Raw genomic sequence first — 24,579 nt, 5'->3', positions numbered from 1 at the left:
CGCAAATGGGGACGCGGTGACCCCCTTGCCGGGCTATCGGCACGGGATCGCCGGCACATGACCCCATCCGAGGAGTGGAATAGGTGCGGCGAGGTCGCGGTCCGGATCCCCGGCGGGGATAGGGTGGCGGCCGTGGTGACACGGATTCCGGTGACGGGTGACCGTCCATATGACGTGGTCGTGGGCCGAGGGCTGGCGGACGAGCTGCCCGCGATGATCGAGGGCGCGGCCCGGGTGGCGGTGCTGCACCCGCCGACGCTGCGCGAGCGGGCCGAGGCCGTGGCCAAGGCGGCCGGTGTCGAGACGGTCGTGCCGATCGAGGTGCCGGACGCCGAGCGCGGCAAGTCGATCGAGGTCGCCGCCCGGTGCTGGGACGAGCTCGGGGCCGCGGGCTTCACCCGTACGGATGTGGTGGTCGGTGTCGGTGGGGGAGCGACCACCGACCTGGCCGGGTATGTCGCCGCGGCCTGGTTGCGCGGGGTTCGCTGGGTGCCGGTGTCGACGTCGGTGGCCGGCATGGTCGATGCCGCCGTCGGCGGCAAGACGGCGGTGAACATCGCGGCCGGCAAGAACCTGGTCGGCGCCTTCCACCCGCCCGCCGGCGTGCTCTGCGACCTGGACGCGCTGGACACGCTGCCGGCCGAGGACATCGCGGCGGGCCTGGCCGAGGTGGTCAAGGGTGGTTTCATCGCCGACCCGCGGATCCTCGAGCTGATCGAGGCGGACCCAGCCGCCGCCCTGGACCCGCGCGGCGACGTGCTCCGTGAGCTGGTCGAGCGCAAGATCAGGGTGAAGGCGCACGTGGTCGGCGTGGACCTCCAGGAGTCCGGGCTGCGGGAGATCCTCAACTACGGCCACACGCTGGGGCACGCCATCGAGCGCCGCGAGAGGTACACCTGGAAGCACGGGCACGCGATCGCGGTGGGCCTGGTCTTCGCGGCCGAGCTGGGGCGGCTCACCGGGCGGCTGGACGACGCCACGGCGGATCGGCACCGGGCGGTGCTGGAGAGTCTGGGCCTGCCCACGGCGTACCCCGGGGAGGCCTGGCCCGAGCTGTTGCCCGCGATGCGCGTCGACAAGAAGGCGCGGGCCGCGACCTTGCGTTTCGTGGTTCTGGACGGCCTGGCGAAGCCGGGCATCCTGGCCGGGCCGGACGAGGGCCTGCTGGAGCGCGCCTACGCGGCGGTGGCCCGATGATCTACGTGCTGAACGGGCCGAACCTGGGCCGGCTGGGCCTGCGGGAGCCGGGGGTCTACGGCTCGGCCACCTACAAGGACCTGGTCGAGATGTGCCAGACCGTCGCCGAGGACCTGGGCCTGGAGGTCGAGGTGCGGCAGACCAACGCCGAGCACGAGATGCTGGAGTGGCTCTACCAGGCCGCCGACGAGGGCGCCGACGTGGTGCTCAACCCCGGCGCCTGGACGCACTACAACTACGCGGTCCGGGACGCCTGCGCGATGCTCCGCGGCAAGCTGGTCGAGGTGCACATCTCCAACATCCACAAGCGTGAGGAGTTCCGGCACCATTCGGTGATCTCGGCCGTGGCGACGGGGGTCATAGCGGGGCTCGGGTTCGACGGATATCGGCTTGCTCTGGAGCACATCGCCCGGTAGGCCCGATTCGCTCCGAGCCGCGCCGCGCCGGTAGAGTGGTTCGGTCACCGATACGTATCAAGATCAAGGCAGGACATGGCTTCCACCAACGACCTGAAGAACGGTTTGGTTCTCAACCTCGACGGGGAGCTGTGGTCCGTCGTTGAGTTCCAGCACGTCAAGCCGGGCAAGGGCCCCGCCTTCGTGCGCACCACGCTCAAGCACGTGCTGTCCGGCAAGGTCGTCGACAAGACGTTCAACGCCGGCACCAAGGTCGAGACCGCGACCGTGGACAAGCGCACCATGCAGTACCTGTACCAGGACGGCGAGGACTTCGTCTTCATGGACCTGGACACCTACGACCAGATCCACGTGTCCGGCGGCACGGTCGGTGAGAACTCGAACTACCTGCTCCCGGAGGCCGAGGCCACGGTGGCCCTGCACGAGGGCGTGCCGCTCTACATCGAGCTGCCGACCAGCGTGTTCCTCGAGGTCACCTACACCGAGCCGGGCCTGCAGGGCGACCGCTCGACCGGCGGCACCAAGCCGGCCACCGTCGAGACCGGCGCGACCGTCCAGGTTCCGCTCTTCATCACCACCGGTGAGAAGATCAAGGTCGACACCCGCGACGGCCGCTACCTCGGCCGCAGCTGATGGCCGAAGGTCCCAAGAAGGAACGGCTCGCGCGTCGCAAGGCCCGCAAGCGAGCGCTGGACGTCCTTTTCGAGGCCGACCTGCGTGACCTGCCGCCGAGCCAGGTGCTGCTCACCTACCTGGACCGGATCGCCAAGCCGCACCCCGAGCACCTGGAGTACTCGAAAACGCTCATCGACGGCGTGGCGAAGCATCTCGACCGGATCGACGAGCTGATCGCGAGTTACGCCGAGGGGTGGACGATCGACCGGATGCCGGTGGTCGACCGCAACCTCGCCCGGATCGCGGTCTACGAGCTGCTCTACGAGGCCGACGTCGACGACCCGGTGGCGATCACCGAGGCGGTCGAGCTGGCCAAGGAGATGTCCACCGACGACAGCCCCCGCTTCCTCAACGGGCTGCTGGACCGGATCGCGGCTTTCGCGACCCGCTGAACCATGGGAACGGCCCGGATCGTCTGGTCCGGGCCGTTTCTTCATGCCCAGGGGTACGAGAACCGCGCTCCCCGAGTTCAAAAGACGCAAAAGCCCGCGTCGGGGGACGCGGGCCTCACGGGGGGCGCTACTGGGTGTTGCTGATTTTGTTCAGTGTCAGCTGATTTTGTTCAGCGTCAGCTGGCGAAGAACGCGCGCGGGTCGGCCACCAGGACACCCTGCTCGGTCAGGCGCTCGATGAGGCCGGACGGCGAGATGTCGTAGACGATGGCGAGCGCGCGCAGGTCGTCGGCGCGGATGGAGAGCACGCGGCCGTTGTAGTCGCCGCGCTGCTGCTGGATCGCCCGGGCGTAACGCGCCACGTAGGCGAGGTCCTCGCCCGTGGTGTCGTACAGCTTCTCGAGGTCCAGGACGATCTTGTTGGTCGCCTCGAGACGGATGCCACTGCCGTCGGGCAGCAGCTCGGAGACGGGAACACGGTAGAAGTCGGCGAGTTCGGCAAGGCGCGACACGGTCACGGCGCGGTCGCCACGCTCGTACGAGCCCACCACGACCGCCTTCCAGCGGCCGTTGGACTTCTCTTCGACACCCTGCAGGGACAGGCCCTGCTGCTGGCGGATGGAGCGCAGACGAGCGCCCAGCGACTTCGCGTACTCAGACGGCATTAGGACACTCCCGGTACTGTGCTGGCCCGGAGGGTTCTTTCCTCACGGATCGCTACGCTGCGTGACGGTACGGAGTTTGCGACCGCCGGTCAAGTGTTGGTTACCGATGAGTCGCGCGGGCCGCACCAAAGTAACCGGCTGTATCCCTAGACGACGGGATTTGTCCGATCTGCTCCAGTCAGGCACGTCACCATAATGCATGCCACGTCCACTGGTAACGTAGCGTCAGCCATCGGGTTCCGGTCCTCCGGGTCCCGTACCGACGTCCTTTAACGACCCGTCCCGTGAGGCGGGGAAGGAGGTCCGCCGTGGCGCAGCCACGCGCAGACGCGCCCAGCAAGATCATTTTGGCGGGGTCCGACCTGCACCGGGTCGTCGACCGCATCGCCCATCAGATCCTCGAGAAGACCTCGGGCGCCACCGGCACCGTCCTGCTCGGCATCCCGACCCGCGGCGTCCCCCTGGCGCACCGGCTCGCCGCCCGGATTCACGCCTTCGAGGGCGTCGAGATCCCGGTGGGCTCCCTCGACATCACGCTCTACCGCGACGACCTGCGCCTCAACGCCACCCGCGCGCTCGGCAAGACCGAGCTGCCGGCCGGCGGCATCGACGGCCTGCGGGTCATCCTGGTCGACGACGTGCTCTTCTCCGGCCGATCGGTGCGGGCCGCCCTGGACGCCCTCAAGGACCTCGGCCGGCCCAGCTCGGTGCAGCTCGCGGTCCTGGTCGACCGCGGCCACCGCCAGCTGCCGATCCGCGCCGACTACGTGGGCAAGAACATCCCGACCGCGCTGAGCGAGAGCGTCAAGGTGACCCTCACCGAGATCGACGGCGCCGACGAGGTCAAGCTGATCGGAGGCCTCAAGTGATCAAGCACCTGCGCTCGGCCGCCGACCTGGACGCGGCCACCGCGACCCTGATCCTGGACACCGCCGCCGAGATGGCCGCCCTGTCCGGCCGCGAGGTCAAGAAGCTGCCCGCGCTGCGCGGCCGGACCGTGGTCAACCTCTTCTACGAGGACTCCACCCGCACCCGGATCTCCTTCGAGGCGGCCGCCAAGCGGCTCTCCGCGGACGTCATCAACTTCTCCGCCAAGGGCTCCAGCGTCTCCAAGGGCGAGAGCCTCAAGGACACCGCGCTCACCCTCCAGGCGATGGGCGCGGACGCGGTGGTGATCCGGCACTCGGCCAGCGGCGCCCCGCACCGCCTGTCGAACTGGGTGGACGGCTCGGTGGTCAACGCCGGCGACGGCACCCACGAGCACCCCACCCAGGCGCTGCTGGACGCCTACACGATGCGGTCCCGCCTGGGCCGCCTGGACGGCCTCAAGGTCGCCGTCGTGGGCGACGTGCTGCACAGCCGGGTGGCGCGCTCCAACGTCCTGCTGCTCAGCACCCTGGGCGCCGAGGTCACCCTGGTCGGCCCGCCCACCCTGATCCCGGTCGACATCGTCGCGGCGCTGTCGAAGACCGCCCGGGTGTCGTACGACCTCGACAGCGTCCTTCCCGACTCGGACGTCGTGATGATGCTGCGGGTGCAGACCGAGCGGATGCAGGATTCGTACTTCCCCTCCGCCCGGGAGTACAGCCGCCGCTACGGCCTCGATGTCACCCGGATGAGGAAGCTGCCGGAGCACGCGATCGTCATGCACCCCGGTCCGATGAACCGGGGCATGGAGATCGCGCCCGAGGTGGCCGACTCGCCCCGCTCCACCATCGTCGAACAGGTCGCCAACGGCGTCAGCGTCCGGATGGCCGTCCTCTACCTGCTGCTGGGAGGCAAGTGATGGCGTACCTGCTCAAGGGCGTCTCGATCCTCGGTGCTTCACCGAGCGACCTGTACATCGCCGACGGCGTCGTGTCGGAGAAACCGGTCGAGGGCGCCGAGGTGATCGACGCGACCGGCCTGGTCGCGCTGCCCGGCCTGGTGGACGTGCACACCCACCTGCGCGAGCCCGGCCGGGAGGACGCGGAGACCGTCGAGACCGGCTCCCGCGCCGCGGCCCTGGGCGGCTACACCGCGGTCTGCGCGATGGCGAACACGTCGCCGGTCGCCGACACCGCCGGCGTGGTCGAGCAGGTGTGGCGCCTGGGCCGGGAGGCCGGCCTGGTCGACGTGCAGCCGATCGGCGCCGTCACGGTCGGGCTGGCCGGTAAGCAGATGGCCGAGCTCGGCGCGATGGCCACCTCCGCGGCCAACGTGCGGATCTTCTCCGACGACGGGTTCTGCGTCGCCGACCCCAAGCTGATGCGCCGCGCCCTGGAGTACGTGAAGGCGTTCGACGGCGTCATCGCCCAGCACGCCGAGGAGCCCCGGCTCACCGAGGGCGCGCAGATGCACGAGGGCGAGGTCAGCACCCGGCTCGGCCTCACCGGCTGGCCGGCCGTCGCCGAGGAGGCGATCATCGCCCGCGACGTGCTGCTCGCCGAGCACGTCGGCAGCCGCCTGCACGTCTGCCACGTCTCCACGGCCGGTTCGGTCGAGGTGCTGCGCCAGGCCAAGGCCCGCGGCGTCCGGGTGACGGCCGAGGTCACCCCGCACCACCTGCTGCTCACCGACGAGCTCGCGGCGGGTTACGACCCGGTCTTCAAGGTCAACCCCCCCTTGCGTACGCGCAGCGACGTCGAAGCCCTGCGCCAGGCGCTGCTGGACGGGGTGATCGACGTGGTGGCCACCGACCACGCCCCGCACGCCGTGCAGGACAAGGAGTGCGAGTGGGCGCACGCCCGGCCCGGCATGCTGGGCCTGGAGACGGCTCTGCCGATCGTGCTGAGCGTCTTCGGCCCCCAGTGGGACCTGATCGCCGACCGGATGTCGATCGCGCCGGCCCGGATCGCGGGCCTGGACGGGCACGGCGGTGACCTGACGCGGGCCGGCACCCCGGCCAACCTGACGCTGGTGGACCCGGCGGCCCAGCGGACCGTCGACCCGGCCGAGCTGGCCAGCCGCAGCCGCAACACGCCGTACGCCGGTATGACCCTGCCCGGTCGCATCGTCGCGACCTTCCTGCGGGGCGAGGCCACGGTTCTCGATGGGAAGGCAGTCAAGTGAGCAAGGCGATCCTTGTCCTGGAGGACGGTAGGACGTTCCACGGCACCGCGTACGGCGCCGTGGGGGAGACGTTCGGCGAGGCGGTGTTCACCACCGGCATGACCGGTTACCAGGAGACGCTGACCGACCCGTCGTTCCACAAGCAGGTCGTGGTGCAGACCGCGCCGCAGATCGGCAACACCGGCGTCAACGACGAGGACGACGAGTCCGACCGCATCTGGGTCTCCGGCTACGTGGTCCGCGACCCGGCCCGCCGCCCGTCCAACTGGCGCTCCACCGGCGACCTGGGCGAGCGCCTGGCCGCCGAGGGCGTCGTCGGGATCAGCGGCGTGGACACCCGCGCCCTCACCCGCCACCTGCGCGAGCGCGGCGCCATGCGGGTCGGCATCTCCTCGGTCGACCTGGACCCCCGCGCGCTGCGGGAGCGGGTCCTGGCCCAGCCGCAGATGCTCGGCGCCGACCTCTCCGCCCAGGTGACCACCGGCGAGCGCTACACGGTCGCGGCCGAGGGCGAGCACCGCTACACGGTCGCCGCGCTCGACCTGGGCATCAAGCGCAACGTCTCGCGCCGCCTGGCCGAGCGGGGCGTCACCACCCACATCTTCCCGGCCTCGTCCTCGATCGAGGACCTGCTGGCGGTCGGCCCCGACGCGGTGTTCTTCTCGCCCGGCCCGGGCGACCCGGCCACCGCCGACGGCCCGGTCGCGCTGGCCCGTGAGGTGATGCGCCGGCGGGTGCCGCTGTTCGGCATCTGCTTCGGCAGCCAGATCCTCGGCCGGGCGCTCGGCTTCGGCACCTACAAGCTGGGGTACGGGCACCGCGGCATCAACCAGCCGGTGCTCGACAAGACCACCGGCAAGGTCGAGGTGACCAGCCACAACCACGGGTTCGCCGTGGACGCCCCGATCGGCGAGCGCATCGACACCGAGTTCGGCGGCGTCGAGGTGTCGCACGTCTGCCTGAACGACAACGTGGTCGAGGGCCTGCGGGGCCTGGAGGTTCCCGCCTTCACCGTCCAGTACCACCCCGAGGCCGCCGCCGGCCCGCACGACGCCGACTACCTGTTCGACAGGTTCGTCGAGCTCGTCGAGAAGAAGGGCTGAGCAAGTGCCGAAGCGTGAAGATCTCAAGCATGTGATGGTCATCGGGTCCGGCCCGATCGTCATCGGCCAGGCCTGCGAGTTCGACTACTCCGGCACCCAGGCCTGCCAGGTGCTCCGGTCCGAGGGCATCCGCGTCTCGCTGGTCAACTCCAACCCGGCCACGATCATGACCGACCCGGAGTTCGCCGACGCCACCTACGTCGAGCCGATCACCCCCGAGTTCGTCGAGCTGGTCATCGCCAAGGAACGCCCGGACGCGATCCTGCCGACCCTCGGCGGCCAGACCGCGCTCAACACCGCGATCGCCCTGCACGAGAGCGGCGTGCTGGAGAAGTACGGCGTGGAGCTGATCGGCGCCAACGTCGACGCCATCCGCAAGGGCGAGGACCGGCAGCTCTTCAAGGACATCGTGGCCAAGGCCGGTGGCGAGACCCCGCGCTCGCGGGTCTGCCACTCGATGGACGAGGTCCGCGAGACGGTCGCCGAGATCGGCCTGCCGGTCGTCATCCGCCCGTCGTTCACCATGGGCGGCCTGGGTTCGGGCATGGCCCACACGGCCGAGGACCTGGAGCGTATCGCCGGCGCCGGCCTGGCCGCCTCCCCGGTGCACGAGGTGCTCATCGAGGAGAGCGTGCTCGGCTGGAAGGAGTACGAGCTCGAGCTGATGCGCGACAAGCACGACAACGTCGTGGTCGTCTGCTCGATCGAGAACGTCGACCCGATGGGCGTGCACACCGGCGACAGCGTCACCGTGGCCCCGGCCATGACCCTCACCGACCGGGAGTACCAGCGCCTGCGCGACCTGGGCATCGCGGTGCTGCGCGAGGTCGGCGTGGACACCGGCGGCTGCAACATCCAGTTCGCGATCAACCCGGACAACGGCCGCCTCATCGTCATCGAGATGAACCCGCGGGTGTCCCGGTCGTCGGCGCTGGCGTCGAAGGCCACCGGCTTCCCGATCGCCAAGATCGCGGCGAAGCTGGCCATCGGCTACACCCTCGACGAGATCCCGAACGACATCACGCTCAAGACCCCGGCCGCCTTCGAGCCGGCCCTGGACTACGTGGTCGTCAAGATCCCGCGGTTCGCGTTCGAGAAGTTCCCGGGCGCGGACAAGGAGCTCACCACCACGATGAAGTCGGTCGGCGAGGCGATGAGCCTGGGCCGCAACTTCGCCGAGGCGCTCAACAAGGCGATGCGCTCGATGGAGACCAAGGCCGCCGGTTTCTGGACCGCCCCCGACCCGGAGAGCACCCTCGAGGAGACCCTGGCCGAGCTGCGGATCCCGCACGACGGCCGGCTCTACACCGTGGAGCGCGCCTTCCGGCTCGGCGCCACCGTCGAGCAGGTGCACGAGGCGTCCGGCCGGATCGACCCGTGGTTCCTCGACGAGATCAAGGCCCTGGTCGACCTGCGGGCCGAGATCCTGGCCGCCCCGGTCCTCGACGAGGACCTGCTGCGCCGGGCCAAGCGGGCCGGGCTCTCCGACCGGCAGCTCTCCGGCCTGCGCCCGGAACTGGCCGGCGAGGACGGCGTCCGGGCCCTGCGGCACCGGCTCGGCCTGCGCCCGGTCTACAAGACCGTCGACACCTGCGCCGCCGAGTTCCAGGCGAACACCCCGTACCACTACTCGTCGTACGACGAGGAGACCGAGGTGGAGCCGAGCGACCGTCCCAAGGTGATCATCCTGGGCTCCGGGCCGAACCGGATCGGGCAGGGCATCGAGTTCGACTACTCCTGCGTGCACGCGGTTCAGGCGCTGCGCGGTGTGGACTTCGAGACCGTCATGGTCAACTGCAACCCGGAGACCGTGTCGACCGACTACGACACCGCCGACCGGCTCTACTTCGAGCCGCTCACCTTCGAGGACGTCCTCGAGGTGTTCCACGCCGAGGACAGCTCCGGCAAGGCGGCCGGCGGCCCCGGCGTGATCGGCGTGATCGTGCAGCTCGGCGGGCAGACCCCGCTCGGCCTGGCCAACCGGCTCAAGGCCGCGGGCGTCCCGATCGTCGGCACCAGCCCCGAGTCGATCGACCTGGCCGAGGACCGCGGCCTGTTCGGCGCACTGCTCGACGAGAACGGGCTGCGCTCGCCCGACCACGGCACCGCCACCAGCTTCGGCGAGGCCAAGGCGATCGCCGACGCGATCGGTTACCCGGTCCTGGTTCGCCCGTCGTACGTGCTGGGCGGCCGGGGCATGGAGATCGTCTACGACGAGCCCACCCTGAGGGGCTACATCGAGCGGGCCACCGAGATCTCGCCCGACCACCCGGTGCTGGTCGACCGGTTCCTCGACGACGCCATCGAGATCGACGTGGACGCGCTCTGCGACTCGACCGGCGAGGTCTACCTGGGCGGCGTCATGGAGCACATCGAGGAGGCCGGCATCCACTCCGGCGACTCGGCCTGCTCGCTGCCGCCGATCACCCTGGCCGCCTCGCACATCGCCGAGGTCCGCCGCTACACCGAGGCGCTGGCCCGGGGCATCGGCGTGCGCGGCCTGATGAACGTGCAGTACGCGCTCAAGGACGAGACCCTCTACGTCCTGGAGGCCAACCCGCGGGCCTCGCGGACCGTGCCGTTCGTCTCCAAGGCGACCGCGGTGCCGCTGGCCAAGGCGGCCGCCCGGATCATGCTGGGCGCCACCATCGCCGAGCTGCGCGCCGAGGGCATGCTGCTGCCCGAGGGCGACGGCGGGACCGTGCCGGCGAACGCGCCGATCGCGATCAAGGAGGCGGTGCTGCCGTTCAAGCGGTTCCGCACCCTGGCCGGCAACAACGTGGACAGCCTGCTCAGCCCGGAGATGAAGTCGACCGGCGAGGTGATGGGCATCGACGCCGGCTTCGGCCAGGCGTTCGCCAAATCGCAGGCCGCGGCGTACGGTTCGCTGCCGACCAGCGGCAAGGTCTTCGTCTCGGTGGCGAACCGGGACAAGCGGTCGATGATCTTCCCGGTCAAGCGGCTCGCCGACCTGGGCTTCACCATCGTCACCACGGCCGGCACCGGCGAGGTGCTGCGGCGCTACGGCATCGACTGCGAGGTCGTCCCGAAGCACTACGAGGACCCGGGCCGGCGCAACGCCGTCGACCTGATCCTGGCCGGCGAGATCGCGCTGATCATCAACACCCCGCAGGGCTCCGGCGCCGGCGCCCGCCTCGACGGGTACGAGATCCGCAGCGCCGCGGTCACCGCGGACGTGCCCAGCATCACCACGGTGCCCGGCGCGGCCGCCGCGGTGATGGGCATCGAGGCGCTGCGGGCCGGTGACATGAAGGTCCGGCCGCTCCAGGAGCTGCACAAGGTCCTTCGGGGTGGCGAGTGAGCGAGCTCGCGAGCGGACCATCGGGCTCGGTTCTGACCTCGTTGCGACGCCGGAGCGCCGCGGAGGTGGCGCGATGAGCCTGTTCACCAGCGTCGCCCGGCCGGCTCTGTTCCGGCTGGGCGGCGGCGACGCCGAGCACGCCCACGAGTGGACGCTGAACCGGCTCGCCGCGCTGCCGGCCCCGGCCCGCAACGCGATGCGCCGCTGGTACGGGTTCTCGAACCCGGTCGAGGTGTTCGGCGTCCGCTTCCCGAACCGGGTCGGCCTGGCCGCCGGCATGGACAAGAACGGCATCGCCCTGCCGGCGTGGCCGGCGCTCGGCTTCGGGTTCGTCGAGGTCGGCACGGTCACCGCGAAACCGCAGCCGGGCAACGACAGGCCGCGGCTGTTCCGGGCCAAGGAGTCCGGGGGCATCGTCAACCGGATGGGCTTCAACAACGCCGGCGCGGCGGCCCTGGCCGACCGCCTGGCCGCGCTGGGCCCGCTCGACGTGCCGCTGGGCGTCTCGCTCGGCAAGTCGAAGGTGACCCCGCTGGAAGAGGCGGTCGAGGACTACCTGACCTCGTACCGGCTGCTGCACCCGTACGCCGACTACATCGCGGTCAACGTCTCCTCGCCGAACACGCCCGGTCTGCGGAACCTCCAGGACTCCGAGGCGATCGCGGCGCTGCTCAAGGCGCTGGCCGGGCCGGTGCCGGTGCTCGTCAAGATCGCGCCGGACCTGACCGAGACGGCCATCGCCGAGCTGCTGGAGGTCTGCCTCGAGCACGGCGCGGCCGGGATCATCGCGACCAACACCACCCTGTCCCGGGACGGGCTGGCCGCCTCCGACCGGCACCTGGCGAGCGAGGCGGGCGGGCTCTCCGGCGCCCCGCTGACCGCCCGGGCCCGCGAGGTGGTCCGGTTCGTGCACACCGAGAGCGGCGGGCGCCTGCCGATCATCGGGGTGGGCGGGATCATGTCGGCCGACGACGCGTCCCGCATGTTCGACGCCGGCGCCGCGCTGGTGCAGCTCTACTCCGGGTTCATCTACCAGGGCCCGGACCTGGTCCTGGCGGTCGCCCGCGGCGCCCGCCCGTCGCGGACCGCCGTCGCGCGATGAGCCCGGCCGAGCGCGACCTGCTTGCGCTCGGCCCGTCGTCCGGGCCGCCCGGCGCGGACGGCGGCGCCGCGGCGGAGTTGCTCGCGCTCGACCGGGCGCACGTCTGGCATCCCTACGGGCCGATGCCGGGCCGCAACGAGCCCTATCTGGTGGAGAGCGCGGAGGGGGTCCGCCTGCGGCTGGCCGGTGGCCGTGAGCTGATCGACGGGATGTCGTCCTGGTGGGCGGCCATCCACGGCTACCGGCACCCGGCCCTGGACGCGGCGCTGGCCGACCAGGCCGGGCGGATGAGCCACGTGATGTTCGGCGGGCTCACCCACGAGCCCGCCGTCCGGCTCGCCACCGATCTGGCCGGTCTCGCCCCGGCGGGGCTGGAGCACGTGTTCCTCTGCGACTCCGGCTCGATCTCCGTCGAGGTCGCGATCAAGATGGCGCTGCAGGCCCAGCGGGCGCTCGGAAGGCCGCAGCGGCAGCGCCTGGCGACCTGGCGTGGCGGGTATCACGGCGACACCTTCCACCCGATGAGCGTCTGCGACCCGGTCGGCGGCATGCACTCGCTCTGGACGGGGGTGCTGCCCCGGCAGGTCTTCGCGGGCCCGCCGCCGGCCGCATGGGACGAGAGCTATGCCACCGCGCTGACGGACATGATCGAGCGGCACGCCCACGAGATCGCCGCGGTGATCGTCGAGCCGGTCGTCCAGGGCGCCGGCGGGATGCGGTTCCACCATCCGGAGTACCTGCGGGTGCTGCGGGAGGCGACGGCCGCGCACGGCGTCTTCCTGATCTTCGACGAGATCGCCACCGGGTTCGGGCGGACCGGGCGGTTCTTCGGGGCCGACCACGCCGGGGTGAGCCCGGACATCATGTGCCTCGGCAAGGCGCTCACCGGCGGCTATCTGACGCTGGCCGCGACGCTGTGCACGAGCGCGGTGGCGGAGGCGATCTCGGCGGGGGAGGGCGGCGGTCTGGCGCACGGGCCGACCTTCATGGGCAACCCGCTGGCCTGTGCCGTCGCCAGGGCCTCTCTGAGCCTTTTACGCGACGGGGGGTGGGCTCAGCGCGTACCGATGATCGAAAAGGGTCTCCGGGACGGCCTGGAGCCGCTTCGCGGGGCGCGCGGGGTCGCGGACGTGCGTGTCCTGGGCGCGATCGGCGTCGTCCAGCTCGACCACGACGTGGACGTGGCGAAGGCGACCGCGGCGGCGGTCGCCGAGGGCGTCTGGTTGCGCCCGTTCCGGGACCTGATCTACACCATGCCGCCGTTCGTGACCGGCGACGCCGACGTGGCCCGCATCGCCGCGGGGATCGCCTCCGCGGCGGCGGCCGGCTGACACAGAAGAGGGAAAAGACATGGAGACCTTCGGCGAACGACTGCACCGGGCGATCGCGGAGCGTGGTCCGCTCTGCGTCGGCATCGATCCGCATGCCTCTCTGCTGGGCCGCTGGGGCCTCTCGGACGACATCGCCGGCCTGGAACACTTCGCCCGTACGGTGGTCGACGCGCTGGCCGATCGGGTGGCTGTTCTGAAGCCACAGTCCGCGTTTTTTGAGAGATTTGGGTCACGTGGCGTCGCTGTTCTTGAGTCAACTATCCGACAGTCCCGAGAGGCCGGGGCTCTTGTCCTTCTCGACGTGAAGCGGGGCGACATCGGCTCGACGATGGCCGCGTACGCCGACGCGTACCTGAATCCGGCGAGTACTCTCTGTTCCGACGCGATTACTGTGAGTCCCTATCTCGGGGTGGGCTCTTTGCAGCCGGCGTTCGACCTGGCGGCCGCTCACGGCGGTGGCGTCTTCGTTCTGGCGCTGACCTCGAACCCCGAGGGCCCGGCCGTCCAGCACGCCGTCGCGGCCGGCGGAAAAACCGTCGCGCAAACGGTGATCGACGAGATTTCCCAGGTCAACGCGGGTGTGAAGCCGCTCGGCAGTCTCGGCCTCGTGGTCGGCGCGACGATCGGCGAGACCGGCCACGACCTCTCGAAGGTCAACGGTCCGCTGCTCGCGCCGGGCCTCGGAGCGCAGGGCGGAACGCCCGATGACCTGCGCGCGGTCTTCGGCGAAAGCCTGCACAACGTGTTGCCGTCGTACTCACGCGAGGTTCTCGCCGCGGGGCCGGAGATCGCCGATCTGCGGGCCGCGACGGACCGCGTTCTGGCCGGCGTGCGCGCCGCGCTCGGGTGAAACGGCCTGCTTACCAGGCTCCGGAAGAGCTCGGCCCGGGGTACCCCCACGTTGCCGAAACCGTGTTTGACCGCTAGTTTTCCCGGCGCCGGGAACCAATGCCCCTTTGGTTCCATGGCACACCACGTTTCACAGAAGCGCCGGTATTGAACTACCGCCGCGTAAGGGACCTGAGGAGAACTGGTGCCGCTCCCGTCACTGAGCCCCGAGCAGCGCGCTGCCGCGCTGGAGAAGGCCGCGGAAGTTCGCAAGGCTCGGGCCGAGCTGAAGGAACAGCTCAAGTCCGGCAAGACCACCCTCGCCGCCGTGCTCGACCGCGCGGAGGCCGATGAGGTCGTCGGCAAGCTGAAGGTCTCGGCCGTGCTTCAGGCGCTGCCGGGCATCGGCAAGATCCGCGCGACCCAGATCATGGAGAAGCTGAAGATCGCCGAGAGCCGCCGGCTCCGGGGTCTCGGCGACCAGCAGCGCAAGGCCCTCCTGGGGGAGTTCGCTGCGAACTGACTCACCGGCTCGTGTAGGAATGAGCCGTGAGCATGGATGACGACGCGCAGCCGGCAGCCCGCCTCACTGTCCTTTCCGGCCCCTCCGGGGTCGGGAAGGACAGTGTGATCGAGCTGATCCGGCTGCGCTCGCCGTGGATCAAACTCTCGGTGTCGGTGACAACACGCAAGAAACGCGACTACGAGACCGACGGCGAGCACTATCACTTCGCGACCAGGGCCGAGTTCCAGCGACTGATCGACGGCGATCAGCTCCTGGAGTGGGCGGAATTCGCGGGCAACCTGTACGGAACCCCCCGCGCGCAGGTCGAGGGCTGGCTCCAGCAGGGCCGGCCCGTTTTGTTGAAGATCGACCTCCAGGGCGCCCGTCAGGTGCGAGCCGCGATGCCGGAGGCCCGCCTGGTCTTCCTCGCCCCACCGAGCGTCGAGGAGCTCCAGCGCCGCCTGATCGGCCGGGGCACCGACGACGAGGAGACGATCAAGCGCCGTCTCGCGCACGCCGACGAGGAGCTGGCCGCCGAGGCCGAGTTCGACGTCACCGTGGTCAACGACTTCGTCGAGCGGGCCGCGGACGAGCTGGTAGGATTGCTCGGTTCGTCATACTTAACGCCAGCACAGGCTCACGAGCATTAAGGATTCACCACGTGGGAACCATCGCGAACCCCGAAGGCATCACCAATCCTCCCATCGACGAGCTGCTCGACAAGACCTCGTCGAAGTACTCGCTGGTGATCTTCGCGGCGAAGCGCGCCCGCCAGGTCAACGCCTACTACAGCCAGCTCGGTGAGGGTCTGCTCGAGTACGTCGGCCCCCTCGTCGAGACCACCCCGCAGGAGAAGCCGCTCTCCATCGCGATGCGGGAGATCAACGCGGGGCTGCTGACGGCCGAGCCGACCGACCAGCCCTGATCGTCTAGTTCGTCTGGTCCCGCGTCCGGAGTCTCCGGGTGCGGGACCGTTTGCTGTCCGAGGGGGCACGGTGACCGAGATCGTCCTGGGGGTCGGCGGGGGCATCGCCGCCTACAAGGCCTGTGAGCTGCTCCGGCTGTTCACCGAGTCCGGTCACGGCGTGCGGGTCGTGCCCACCGATGCGGCGCTCAAGTTCGTCGGCGAGCCGACCTGGTCGGCGCTCTCCGGGCGGCCGGTCGCCACCGGGGTGTGGGACGACGTCCACGAGGTGCCGCACGTGCGCATCGGCCGGGCCGCCGAGCTGGTCGTGGTCGCTCCGGCCACCGCCGACCTGCTGGCCAAGGCGGCGCACGGCATCGCCGACGACCTGCTCACCAACACCCTGCTCACGGCCACCTGCCCGATCGTCTACGCGCCGGCCATGCATACCGAGATGTGGGAGAACCCGGCCACCCGCGCCAATGTGGCCACCCTGCGGGAGCGCGGCGCCGTGGTGATCGAGCCCGCGGTCGGCCGGCTCACCGGCAAGGACACCGGCAAGGGGCGGCTGCCGGAGCCGTCCTCGATCTTCGAGACCGCTCTACGCGTACTCCGCCGGGGTGTTGATCTTGATTTCGCCGGACGTCACGTGGTGGTCACCGCCGGAGGGACCCGCGAACCGCTCGACCCGGTCCGGTTCCTCGGCAACCGGTCGTCGGGCAAGCAGGGGTACGCGCTGGCCCGCGCCGCGGTGGCGCGTGGCGCGAGGGTGACGCTCATCTCAGCCAACGTGGCGTTACCTGAGCCCGCCGGTGCCGATCTCATCCGTGTGGGGACCACTGAGGAGTTGCGTAAAGCCACGGTCGAGGCCGCCGGCTCCGCCGACGTGGTGGTCATGGCCGCGGCTCCGGCCGACTTCCGCCCGGCGTCGGTCGCCGAGCAGAAGATCAAGAAGACCGACGCCGGTACGCCGGATGCCATCCATCTCGTGACGAATCCGGACATCGCCGCTGAACTGGGCGCCAACAAGCTGCCCGGCCAGGTGCTCGTCGTCTTCGCCGCGGAGACCCAGGACGCTCTGGAGAACGCCCGCGGCAAGCTCGCCCGCAAACGCGCCGACCTGATCGTCGTCAATGAGGTCGGGGTCGACCGGGTCTTCGGGCAGGACCGCAACACCGTCACTCTGCTGGGCGCCGACGGTTTCACCGCCACTCACGGGGAACTACCCAAAGACGATGTGGCCGATATGATTTTCGATCAAGTCGCCACCCGTTGGAAGCCCAGGTCCGCCGAGGCTCGGCGACCCTGACTACACTTCCGCGTTACGTTGTATTCGACAAATCTGAGGAGCACCGTGGCACGCCGCCTGTTCACCTCCGAGTCGGTCACGGAAGGCCACCCGGACAAGATCGCTGACCAGATCAGCGACGGGATTCTCGACGCCCTGCTCGCACAGGATCCGCGTAGCCGTGTCGCGGTGGAGACCCTGATCACCACCGGCCAGGTGCACGTGGCGGGTGAGGTCACCACCCAGGCCTACGCCGACATCCCCAAGATCGTGCGCGACACCATTCTCAACATCGGCTACGACTCGTCGAAGAAGGGCTTCGACGGCGCCTCCTGCGGCGTGAGCGTGTCGATCGGCTCGCAGTCGCCGGACATCGCGCAGGGCGTGGACAGCGCCATCGAGCTGCGTGAGGGCGACTCCGACCACATCCTCGACTCGCAGGGCGCCGGCGACCAGGGCATGATGTTCGGCTTCGCCTGCTCGGAGACGCCCGAGCTGATGCCGCTGCCGATCGCGCTCGCGCACCGGCTGGCCCGCCGGCTGTCCGCCGCCCGCAAGGACGGCACCATCCCCTACCTGCGCCCGGACGGCAAGACCCAGGTCACCATCGAGTACGACGGCCTGCGCCCCGTCCGTCTCGACACGGTCGTCGTCTCGTCCCAGCACGCCGCCGACATCTCGCTCGAGTCGCTGCTCACCCCGGACGTCCGGGAGCACGTGATCGCGCCCGAGCTGGAGGGCCTGGGCCTGGACGTCGACGGCTACCGGCTGCTGGTCAACCCGACCGGCCGTTTCGAGATCGGTGGCCCGATGGGTGACGCCGGCCTGACCGGCCGGAAGATCATTGTGGACACCTACGGTGGCTACGCCCGGCACGGCGGCGGCGCGTTCTCCGGCAAGGACCCGTCCAAGGTGGACCGCTCGGCGGCGTACGCCACCCGCTGGGTCGCCAAGAACGTGGTGGCCGCCGGCCTGGCCGAGCGCTGCGAGATCCAGGTCGCCTACGCGATCGGCAAGGCCCACCCGGTCTCGCTGTTCGTGGAGACCTTCGGCACCGAGAACGTGCCGGTCGAGCGGATCGAGAAGGCCGTCAAGGAGGTCTTCGATCTGCGCCCGGCCGCGATCATCCGCGACCTCGACCTGCTGCGCCCGATCTACCAGCAGACCGCCGCGTACGGCCACTTCGGCCGCGAACTCCCGGACCTCAAGTGGGAGAGCACCGACCGCGCCCAGGACCTGAAGAACGCCGCGTCCTGACCCGGTTCACGCAGCGGCGCCCTTCCCGTTTCGGGGAGGGCGCCGTTTCGCTTGATCCGCCAGGGCCTGTTTTGCGTGTTCGTTCGCATGACAGTCATGGGTGGTTCTGGCGGCTACTCTTCCGTGATGACGGCCGTCCAGGGTGAGCGCGTGATCGTCGTCCGGCACGCGATGCCGGCGGTCGATCCGAACGTGCCTGCGGAGCAGTGGCAGCTCGCACAGGAGAGCCGGGTGGCGGCCCGCCTGATGCGGCTGCACGTGTGCCATCCGGCGTACTACGTGGCCAGCCCCGAGCCGAAAGCCGCGCAGACCATGCAGGAGATCGCCGGGGCGCAGCGGGTGGCGACCGACCCCGGCCTGGCCGAGGTGCACCGGCCGCACGTCTGGTTCACCGACGAGGGCTACCACTCGGCGGCGCTGGCCTACGCCCGCGGCGAGTGCCCGGACGGCTGGGAGCCGCGCGATCAGGTGATCGAGCGCTTCGACGCGGCCGTGGTCCGGCATGCGGCCGCCGCCGCCGACCAGAACCGGACGCTCGTCATCGGCACCCACGGCCTCGCCCCGACCGTGTGGATGGCCAGCCGCTACCAGCTGGCGACCGACCCGGCCCGCTTCTGGGCGGACCTGCGCTTCCCCGACATCGTCGAGATCGACCTGCGGCATCAGACCGTCAGCTGCCTCACCCATTGACCCCTCATCCGGTACGCCGGAAGCCGGCCCCCCGCGGCAACCGGCTGATCCCGCCGCGCCGTCCCGGCCGTCCCCCGCCGCCGGGCTCGAGCGGTCCCTCACGGCCGGGTCCGGGCGGTCCCGGTCGTTCCCGGGTTCGTGCCTGGGCGCCGTGCCGTCCCGGTGCCGCCGGGCTCGAGCGGTCCCTCACGCCGGGAGCGGCGACGGCCGGAAGTGTCAGGGGGTCCGGGCAGAATGGTCGGCGATGGGGACCAGGGGAGTGCGTGCCGATCGGGAGCCGGCTGAGCGGCTGCCGATCGCACGGGTGTGCGTCGACATGCCGCTGGCGCATCTCGACCGCCCGTTCGACTACCTGGTCTCCGCGGCCGACGACGAGGCGGCCCAGCCCGGTGTGCGGGTCAAGGTCCGTTTCGCCGGGCAGCTGGTGAGCGGTTTCCTGCTGGGCCGCGCCGAGTCCTCGGAGCACGGCGGCAAGCTGGCCTACCTGGAGAAGGTGGTGTCCCCCGAGCGGGTGCTCGACCCGGAGATCGCCCGGCTGGCCCGCGCGGTGGCCGATCGTTATGCGGGCAATCTGGCCGATGTCCTCCGGCTCGCGGTGCCGCCCCGCCACGCCCGGGTGGAGAGCCAGGCGGTGCCCTCCCGGGCCCCGGCGACCTCACCCGCGCCCGCCGCGCCTCCGCCCGCCTCTCCATCGTCGGCCTCGCCCGCGTCGCCAGGTGTCGTGCCGGGTTCGCCCGCGGCGGGTGGGGCTGTGGCCGGTTCGCCCGCGGCGGGTGGGGCTGTGGCCGGTCCGCCCGCGGCGGGTGAGGCCGTGCCGAGTCCGTCGTCGGGGTCCGCGGTTGTGGCGGGTCCATCCGTGGCGTCTGAGGTTGCGACGAATCCGCCCGCGGCGGCTGTGGCCGGCTCGTCCGCGTCGGTTGGTGGCGTGCCCGGTTCGTCGGGTGAGGCTGGGGCTCTGGCCGGTTCGCCTGCGGTGGCTGAGGACGGGCCGGGTGATGACGTGCCGTCCGGGCAAGGGTTGCCGGGGGCCGACGAGAGCGCGCCGGAGCAGGACGCGGGAGTCGCGGCGCGAGAGTGGGCCGGGATTCGGGAGCCCGTGCCGGGCGGGTGGGACGCATATCCGGCCGGGCCGGCCTATCTGCGGGCGCTGACGGACCGGCGGCCCGCGCGGGCGGTCTGGTCGGCGCTGCCGGGGGAGGACTGGGCGCTTCGCATCGCGGAGGCGGCCGCAGCGACGGTCCGTGGCGGCCGCGGCGTGGTGATCGTCGTCGCCGACGCGCGTGACCTGGAGCGGGCCGACCGGGCGCTGCTCGCGGTGCTGGGCGAGGGACGGCATGTCGCGCTGAACGCGGCACTCGGGCCCGCCGAACGGTACCGGCGGTTCCTCGCCGCCGGCCGCCATCAGGTGCCGGTGGTGGTGGGCACCCGCGCCGCGATGTGGGCGCCGGTGCCCGATCTGGGGCTCGTGGTCATCTGGGACGACGGGGACGATCTGCACGCCGAGCCGCGGGCGCCCTACCCGCACGCGCGGGACGTGCTGCTCACCCGGGCGCGGCTGGCGGACTGCGCGGTGCTGGTGGCGGGCTTCGCGCGTACCGGTGAAGGGCAGTTGTTGCTGGAGACCGGCTGGGCCCGGGAGATCGCCGCCGAGCGGATGACGCTGCGGCGCCGCTCGCCGATCATCTCGCCGACCGGCGACGACCCGCAGCTGGCCCGCGACCCGGGTGCGGTCAGCGCCCGGCTGCCGAGTCTGGCCTGGCAGGCGGCCCGGCAGGCGTTGCAGGCGGGCGCTCCGGTGCTGGTGCAGGTGCCCCGCCGTGGCTATCTTCCGTCGGTGGCGTGCGCCGAGTGCCGCACCCCGGCACGCTGCCCGATGTGTTCCGGGCCGCTGGGCCTGCAGGGGGCGCGGGACGTCCCGGTCTGTCACTGGTGCGGGCGGGCGTCCGCGGCGTTCCGCTGCCCGGCCTGTGGCGAGCAGCGGCTGCGGGCCTCGGTGATCGGCGCCCGGCGGACCGCCGAGGAGCTGGGGCGGGCGTTCGCCGGGGTCCCGGTGCGCACCTCCGGGCGGGACGAGGTGCTGGACACGGTTCCCGCCGCGCCGGCCCTGGTGGTGGCCACCCCGGGCGCCGAGCCGGTGGCCGAGGGCGGTTTCGGCGCGGTGCTGCTGCTGGACACCTGGGCCCTGCTCAGCCGGGCCGACCTGCGCGCCGCCGAGGAGACCATGCGCCGCTGGCTGAACGCGGCGGCGCTGGCCCGGTCGGCCCCGGACGGCGGCCGGGTCGTGGTGGTGGCGGACGGGGCGCTCGCCCCGGTGCAGGCGCTGCTGCGCTGGGATCCCGGCTGGTTCGCGGCCCGTGAGCTCGCCGAGCGCCGTGACCTGGGCTTTCCGCCGGCCGCCCGGATGGCGAGCGTGACCGGGCAGGCGGCCGCGGTGGCCGAGCTGCTGTCGCTGGCCCGGCTGCCGGAGGAGACCGAGATCCTGGGGCCGGTCCCGGCGCCCGAGGAGCAGGAACGGATGCTGCTGCGGGTGTCCCGTTCGCGGGCCGCCGACCTGGCGCACGCCCTGCACGAGGCGGCCGGGGTGCGCAGCGCCCGCAAGGCCGCCCTCCCGGTCCGCATCCAGGTGGACCCGGCCGACCTCTTCTGACCCCGGCGAGCCGACGCCGGTCCCCGGGTACCCGAACGCGGGCCGCTGTCACACGCGGCGTTGCGCGCGTCACTCCGTAGACTGGGCAGGTGCTGCCCACCAGAGTCAGGAGTCTCCGCGCGTGACCGTTCAGCCCATCCGTCTTTTCGGTGATCCGGTGCTGCGCACCCCGGCCGATGCCGTCGTCGACTTCGACAAGGAACTCCGCAATCTGGTGAAGGACCTGATCGAGACCATGCAGGACGAGGGCGGCGCCGGTCTGGCCGCCCCGCAGCTCGGTGTCGGTCTGCGCGTGTTCAGCTTCGACGTGGACGACGTGGTCGGGCACATCGTCAACCCGGTGCTCTCCTTCCCCGACGAGGAGGAGCAGGACGGCCCGGAGGGCTGCCTGTCCATCCCCGGGATCTACATCGACACCAAACGCCGGCAGAACGTGGTGGCCAGCGGCTTCAACGAGTTCGGCGACCCGGTCCAGCTGGTCGGCACCGGCCTGATGTCCCGCTGTGTGCAGCACGAGACCGACCACCTGGACGGGGTGCTCTTCCTGGACCGGCTGGACGCCGCGGCCCGCAAGGAGGCGATGAGGCAGATCCGCTCCGCGGAGTGGTATGACGCCGCCAAGCCCCCCACGGTCAAGGACAGCCCGCACGGCCGGGGCGTCTTCGGCTCCGGCCTGTTCAGCCCGGGCCGGTGAGCCGATGCGCCTGATCTTCGCGGGGACCCCGGCCGTGGCGGTGCCCAGCCTGGACGCGATCGCCGCCTCCGGGCACGAGCTGCTCGCCGTGGTGACCCGCCCGGACGCGCCGGCCGGCCGGGGCCGCCGCCTGGTCCGTTCACCCGCCGGGGCGTGGGCCGACGAGCGCGGCATCGAGGTGCTCACCCCGGAGCGGCCGCGGGATCCCGAGTTCCAGGAGCGGCTGCGCGGGCTGGCGCCGGATTGTGTGCCCGTGGTGGCGTACGGCGCCCTGGTCCCGCCCACCGCACTGGAGATCCCGAAACACGGCTGGGTGAATCTGCACTTCTCGCTGCTGCCCGCCTGGCGTGGCGCGGCCCCCGTGCAGCATGCCGTCCTGCACGGCGACGAGGTGACCGGGGCCAGCGTCTTCGAGCTGGAGGCCGGGCTGGACACCGGCCCGGTCTACGGCACGCTGACCGAGCAGATCCGGTTCAACGACACCTCCGGCGCGCTGCTGGAGCGGCTGGCCGTGGAGGGCGCCGGGCTGCTGGTCGCGGTGCTCGACGCCATCGAGGCGGGCACCGCCCGGGCGCACCCGCAGCCGCACGACGGGGTGTCGCTGGCCCCGAAGCTGACCGTCGAGGACGCCCGGGTCCGCTGGACCGATCCGGCGTTCGCGGTGGACCGCCGGATCCGGGCGTGCACCCCGGCCCCGGGCGCCTGGACCACGCTGCGCGACGAGCGGCTCAAGCTGGGCCCGGTGCGCCCGGTGGCGAACGCGCCGGCGCTGCCGCCGGGCGAGCTGCTGGTGGAGCGCAAGCAGGTGCTCGCCGGTACGGCGACCACGCCCGTGCAACTCGGTGAGGTGCGGGCGGCGGGGAAGAAGGCGATGTCGGCGACCGACTGGGCGCGCGGCATGCGGATCGAAGCAGGGGAACGACTGGCGTGATCGACTGCACCGCAGCGAAGCACGGGCCAGATGAGCACGCCGAAGGAGACACAGCGTGACGGAGCACAGGGCGTCCCGCCCGCACGGCGGACGACCGAGCCGGCCTAGCGGCCCCGGCCACCCGCGGGACGGCCGCAGCGGCCGGGCTCCGCGCGCCGGTCGCCCACCGGCGGATCCGGCCCGGCAGGCGGCGTACGAGGCGGTCGCCGCCGTGCACCGCGACGACGCGTACGCGAACCTGGTCCTCGCCGACATCCTGAACGGTATGGGCCTGCACGGGCGGGACGCGGCCTTCGCGACCGAGCTGACCTACGGCACCCTGCGTGCCCTCGGCACCCTCGACCTGATCATCGCGGCGGCCGCCGAGCGGGAGGTGGCCCGGATCGACCCGCCCGCGCGGGACGCGCTGCGCCTGGGCGTCTACCAGGTGCTCTACACCCGGGTGCCGCCGCACGCCGCGGTCAACCAGACCGTGGACCTGGTCCGCTCGGTGGCGCCGGGCGCGACCGGGTTCGCCAACGCGGTGATGCGCACGGTCACCGAGACCCCGCTGGAGGGCTGGCTGGAGCGGGTCGCCCCGTCGTACGAGGACGATCCGATCGGCAACCTGTCGGTCATCCACCACCACCCACAGTGGATCATCCGGTCGTTCGCCGAGGCGCTCGGCGGCGATCTGGAGGAGACCGCCCGCCTGCTCATCGAGGACAACCAGCCGCCGGCCGTGCACCTGTGCGCCCGCCCCGGGCGGGCCGACGCGGTGGACCTCGCCGACGAGGTGGACGGGGTGCCGGGCGCCTTCTCGCCGTACGCCGTCTATCTGAGCGGCGGCGCGCCGCGCGACCTGGCCGCCATCCGCGATGGTCGCGCCCACGTCCAGGACGAGGGTTCGCAGCTGGTGGCCGCCGCGCTGCTGGCCGCGCCGATCGAGGGGCGGGACACCCGCTGGCTCGACCTGTGCGCCGGGCCGGGCGGCAAGACCGGCCTGATCGGGGCGATCGCGGCGGGCCGCGGCGCCGAGGTGACCGCGGTCGAGGTGGCCGAGCACCGGGCCCGGCTGGTGGACATCGCCACCGAGGGCATGCCGGTGACGGTGCTGCCGATGGACGGCCGGTCCGTCGGCCGTGATCCGGATCTGCCGGAGGAGTCGTTCGACCGGGTGCTGGTGGACGCGCCGTGCACCGGGCTGGGTTCGCTGCGGCGGCGGCCGGAGTCGCGCTGGCGGCGGCAGCCGGCTGACCTGCCGACGCTCACCCGGCTCCAGCGGGAGCTGCTGGTGGCGGCGCTGCGCGCGGTCCGCCCGGGTGGCGTGGTGGCGTACGTGACGTGTTCCCCGCACATGGTGGAGACCCAGGTGACGGTGAGCGAGGGGGCCCGGCGCAGCGGCGTCGAGGTCGACTTCGTGGACGCCCGTCCGCTGCTGCCGCCGGGCATGCCGGGGCTCGGCGCGGGCCCGACCGTGCAGCTGTGGCCGCACCGGCACGGCACGGACGCCATGTTCCTGGCGGTGCTCCGCCGGACCAGCTGACGGATGGGGTCCCGCCGGTGCGGGCGGGACCGGGGCCGGGCCGGTGATCGGCCCGG

Annotated in this window: 23 protein-coding genes; 22 read left to right on the top strand and 1 reads right to left on the bottom strand. The window is 71.7% G+C overall.

What is annotated here, in order from left to right; genetic code table 11:
* Window positions 1-57: 57 nt before the first annotated feature.
* The 4 genes from aroB to nusB all read left to right on the top strand — a co-directional run bounded on the left by aroB (window position 58) and on the right by nusB (window position 2,680).
* Complete coding sequence (gene aroB / locus J5X75_RS26395; RefSeq protein ID WP_372450965.1) at window positions 58-1,197, top strand: 3-dehydroquinate synthase; 1,140 nt, start codon at window positions 58-60, stop codon at window positions 1,195-1,197.
* Window positions 1,194-1,613 (top strand): type II 3-dehydroquinate dehydratase, encoded by a 420-nt coding sequence (gene aroQ / locus J5X75_RS26390; protein WP_183215234.1) that lies wholly within the window; start codon window positions 1,194-1,196, stop codon window positions 1,611-1,613. Before aroB ends, aroQ begins: the two co-directional genes overlap by 4 nt.
* A gap of 75 nt (window positions 1,614-1,688) precedes the next feature.
* Window positions 1,689-2,246 carry an elongation factor P gene (gene efp / locus J5X75_RS26385; RefSeq protein ID WP_208470190.1) on the top strand — a complete coding sequence of 186 codons (558 nt, stop codon included), beginning with the start codon at window positions 1,689-1,691 and terminating at the stop codon, window positions 2,244-2,246.
* Complete coding sequence (gene nusB, locus J5X75_RS26380; RefSeq protein WP_204295468.1) at window positions 2,246-2,680, top strand: transcription antitermination factor NusB; 435 nt, start codon at window positions 2,246-2,248, stop codon at window positions 2,678-2,680. The genes efp and nusB overlap by 1 nt, the downstream gene beginning before the upstream one ends.
* A 176-nt stretch (window positions 2,681-2,856) precedes the next feature.
* Here nusB and bldD read toward each other — a convergent pair whose 3' ends face one another.
* Window positions 2,857-3,345, bottom strand: a complete 489-nt coding sequence (bldD, locus tag J5X75_RS26375) for a transcriptional regulator BldD (protein ID WP_014446326.1) — start codon at window positions 3,343-3,345, stop codon at window positions 2,857-2,859.
* Between the two features lie 284 nt (window positions 3,346-3,629).
* Between bldD and pyrR the strand changes: the two genes are divergently transcribed.
* The 18 genes from pyrR (at window position 3,630) to J5X75_RS26285 (ending at window position 24,523) form a co-directional block, all read left to right on the top strand.
* A complete protein-coding gene (gene pyrR / locus J5X75_RS26370) occupies window positions 3,630-4,214 on the top strand; it encodes a bifunctional pyr operon transcriptional regulator/uracil phosphoribosyltransferase PyrR (protein WP_372441825.1) in 585 nt (194 codons plus the stop codon).
* Window positions 4,211-5,131 carry an aspartate carbamoyltransferase catalytic subunit gene (locus J5X75_RS26365; protein ID WP_208470189.1) on the top strand — a complete coding sequence of 307 codons (921 nt, stop codon included), beginning with the start codon at window positions 4,211-4,213 and terminating at the stop codon, window positions 5,129-5,131. The genes pyrR and J5X75_RS26365 overlap by 4 nt, the downstream gene beginning before the upstream one ends.
* The gene (locus tag J5X75_RS26360; protein WP_208470188.1) at window positions 5,128-6,396 is read left to right on the top strand and encodes a dihydroorotase; all 1,269 of its coding nucleotides are present in this window, start codon (window positions 5,128-5,130) and stop codon (window positions 6,394-6,396) included. The genes J5X75_RS26365 and J5X75_RS26360 overlap by 4 nt, the downstream gene beginning before the upstream one ends.
* Complete coding sequence (carA, locus tag J5X75_RS26355) at window positions 6,393-7,499, top strand: glutamine-hydrolyzing carbamoyl-phosphate synthase small subunit (protein ID WP_208470187.1); 1,107 nt, start codon at window positions 6,393-6,395, stop codon at window positions 7,497-7,499. Before J5X75_RS26360 ends, carA begins: the two co-directional genes overlap by 4 nt.
* Window positions 7,500-7,503: 4 nt before the next feature.
* Window positions 7,504-10,821 carry a carbamoyl-phosphate synthase large subunit gene (carB, locus tag J5X75_RS26350; protein WP_208470186.1) on the top strand — a complete coding sequence of 1,106 codons (3,318 nt, stop codon included), beginning with the start codon at window positions 7,504-7,506 and terminating at the stop codon, window positions 10,819-10,821.
* 73 nt (window positions 10,822-10,894) lie between these two features.
* Window positions 10,895-11,923 carry a quinone-dependent dihydroorotate dehydrogenase gene (locus tag J5X75_RS26345; RefSeq protein ID WP_208470185.1) on the top strand — a complete coding sequence of 343 codons (1,029 nt, stop codon included), beginning with the start codon at window positions 10,895-10,897 and terminating at the stop codon, window positions 11,921-11,923.
* Window positions 11,920-13,254: an adenosylmethionine--8-amino-7-oxononanoate transaminase gene (locus tag J5X75_RS26340; RefSeq protein ID WP_208470184.1), complete on the top strand. Its 1,335-nt coding sequence runs from the start codon at window positions 11,920-11,922 to the stop codon at window positions 13,252-13,254. Before J5X75_RS26345 ends, J5X75_RS26340 begins: the two co-directional genes overlap by 4 nt.
* 19 nt (window positions 13,255-13,273) lie before the next feature.
* On the top strand, window positions 13,274-14,104 hold the full coding sequence (gene pyrF / locus J5X75_RS26335) for an orotidine-5'-phosphate decarboxylase (RefSeq protein WP_208470183.1): 831 nt from the start codon (window positions 13,274-13,276) through the stop codon (window positions 14,102-14,104).
* Between the two features lie 183 nt (window positions 14,105-14,287).
* Window positions 14,288-14,605, top strand: coding sequence for an integration host factor, actinobacterial type (gene mihF / locus J5X75_RS26330; RefSeq protein WP_014693418.1), 318 nt, complete (start codon window positions 14,288-14,290; stop codon window positions 14,603-14,605).
* A gap of 32 nt (window positions 14,606-14,637) precedes the next feature.
* The gene (gene gmk, locus J5X75_RS26325; RefSeq protein ID WP_208470253.1) at window positions 14,638-15,237 is read left to right on the top strand and encodes a guanylate kinase; all 600 of its coding nucleotides are present in this window, start codon (window positions 14,638-14,640) and stop codon (window positions 15,235-15,237) included.
* An 11-nt stretch (window positions 15,238-15,248) separates the two neighbouring features.
* On the top strand, window positions 15,249-15,512 hold the full coding sequence (gene rpoZ / locus J5X75_RS26320; protein WP_208470182.1) for a DNA-directed RNA polymerase subunit omega: 264 nt from the start codon (window positions 15,249-15,251) through the stop codon (window positions 15,510-15,512).
* A 70-nt stretch (window positions 15,513-15,582) separates the two neighbouring features.
* The gene (gene coaBC, locus J5X75_RS26315) at window positions 15,583-16,800 is read left to right on the top strand and encodes a bifunctional phosphopantothenoylcysteine decarboxylase/phosphopantothenate--cysteine ligase CoaBC (RefSeq protein ID WP_208470181.1); all 1,218 of its coding nucleotides are present in this window, start codon (window positions 15,583-15,585) and stop codon (window positions 16,798-16,800) included.
* 45 nt (window positions 16,801-16,845) lie between these two features.
* Window positions 16,846-18,036, top strand: coding sequence for a methionine adenosyltransferase (gene metK / locus J5X75_RS26310; protein ID WP_208470180.1), 1,191 nt, complete (start codon window positions 16,846-16,848; stop codon window positions 18,034-18,036).
* A gap of 126 nt (window positions 18,037-18,162) precedes the next feature.
* On the top strand, window positions 18,163-18,726 hold the full coding sequence (locus J5X75_RS26305) for a histidine phosphatase family protein (RefSeq protein WP_208470179.1): 564 nt from the start codon (window positions 18,163-18,165) through the stop codon (window positions 18,724-18,726).
* Window positions 18,727-18,970: 244 nt separating this feature from the next.
* Complete coding sequence (locus tag J5X75_RS26300; protein ID WP_208470178.1) at window positions 18,971-21,373, top strand: primosomal protein N' family DNA-binding protein; 2,403 nt, start codon at window positions 18,971-18,973, stop codon at window positions 21,371-21,373.
* A 121-nt stretch (window positions 21,374-21,494) separates the two neighbouring features.
* On the top strand, window positions 21,495-22,067 hold the full coding sequence (gene def / locus J5X75_RS26295; protein ID WP_208470177.1) for a peptide deformylase: 573 nt from the start codon (window positions 21,495-21,497) through the stop codon (window positions 22,065-22,067).
* Window positions 22,068-22,071: 4 nt separating this feature from the next.
* Window positions 22,072-22,998: a methionyl-tRNA formyltransferase gene (gene fmt, locus J5X75_RS26290; protein ID WP_208470176.1), complete on the top strand. Its 927-nt coding sequence runs from the start codon at window positions 22,072-22,074 to the stop codon at window positions 22,996-22,998.
* Window positions 22,999-23,053: 55 nt separating this feature from the next.
* A complete protein-coding gene (locus J5X75_RS26285; protein WP_208470175.1) occupies window positions 23,054-24,523 on the top strand; it encodes an RsmB/NOP family class I SAM-dependent RNA methyltransferase in 1,470 nt (489 codons plus the stop codon).
* Window positions 24,524-24,579 lie beyond the last annotated feature (56 nt).

This window comes from Actinoplanes flavus (assembly GCF_017592555.1).
Taxonomy (GTDB): Bacteria; Actinomycetota; Actinomycetes; order Mycobacteriales; family Micromonosporaceae; genus Actinoplanes; species Actinoplanes flavus.
The sequence above is the reverse complement of the archived record's forward strand: the minus strand, read 5'-3'. Positions and strand labels throughout refer to the sequence as shown.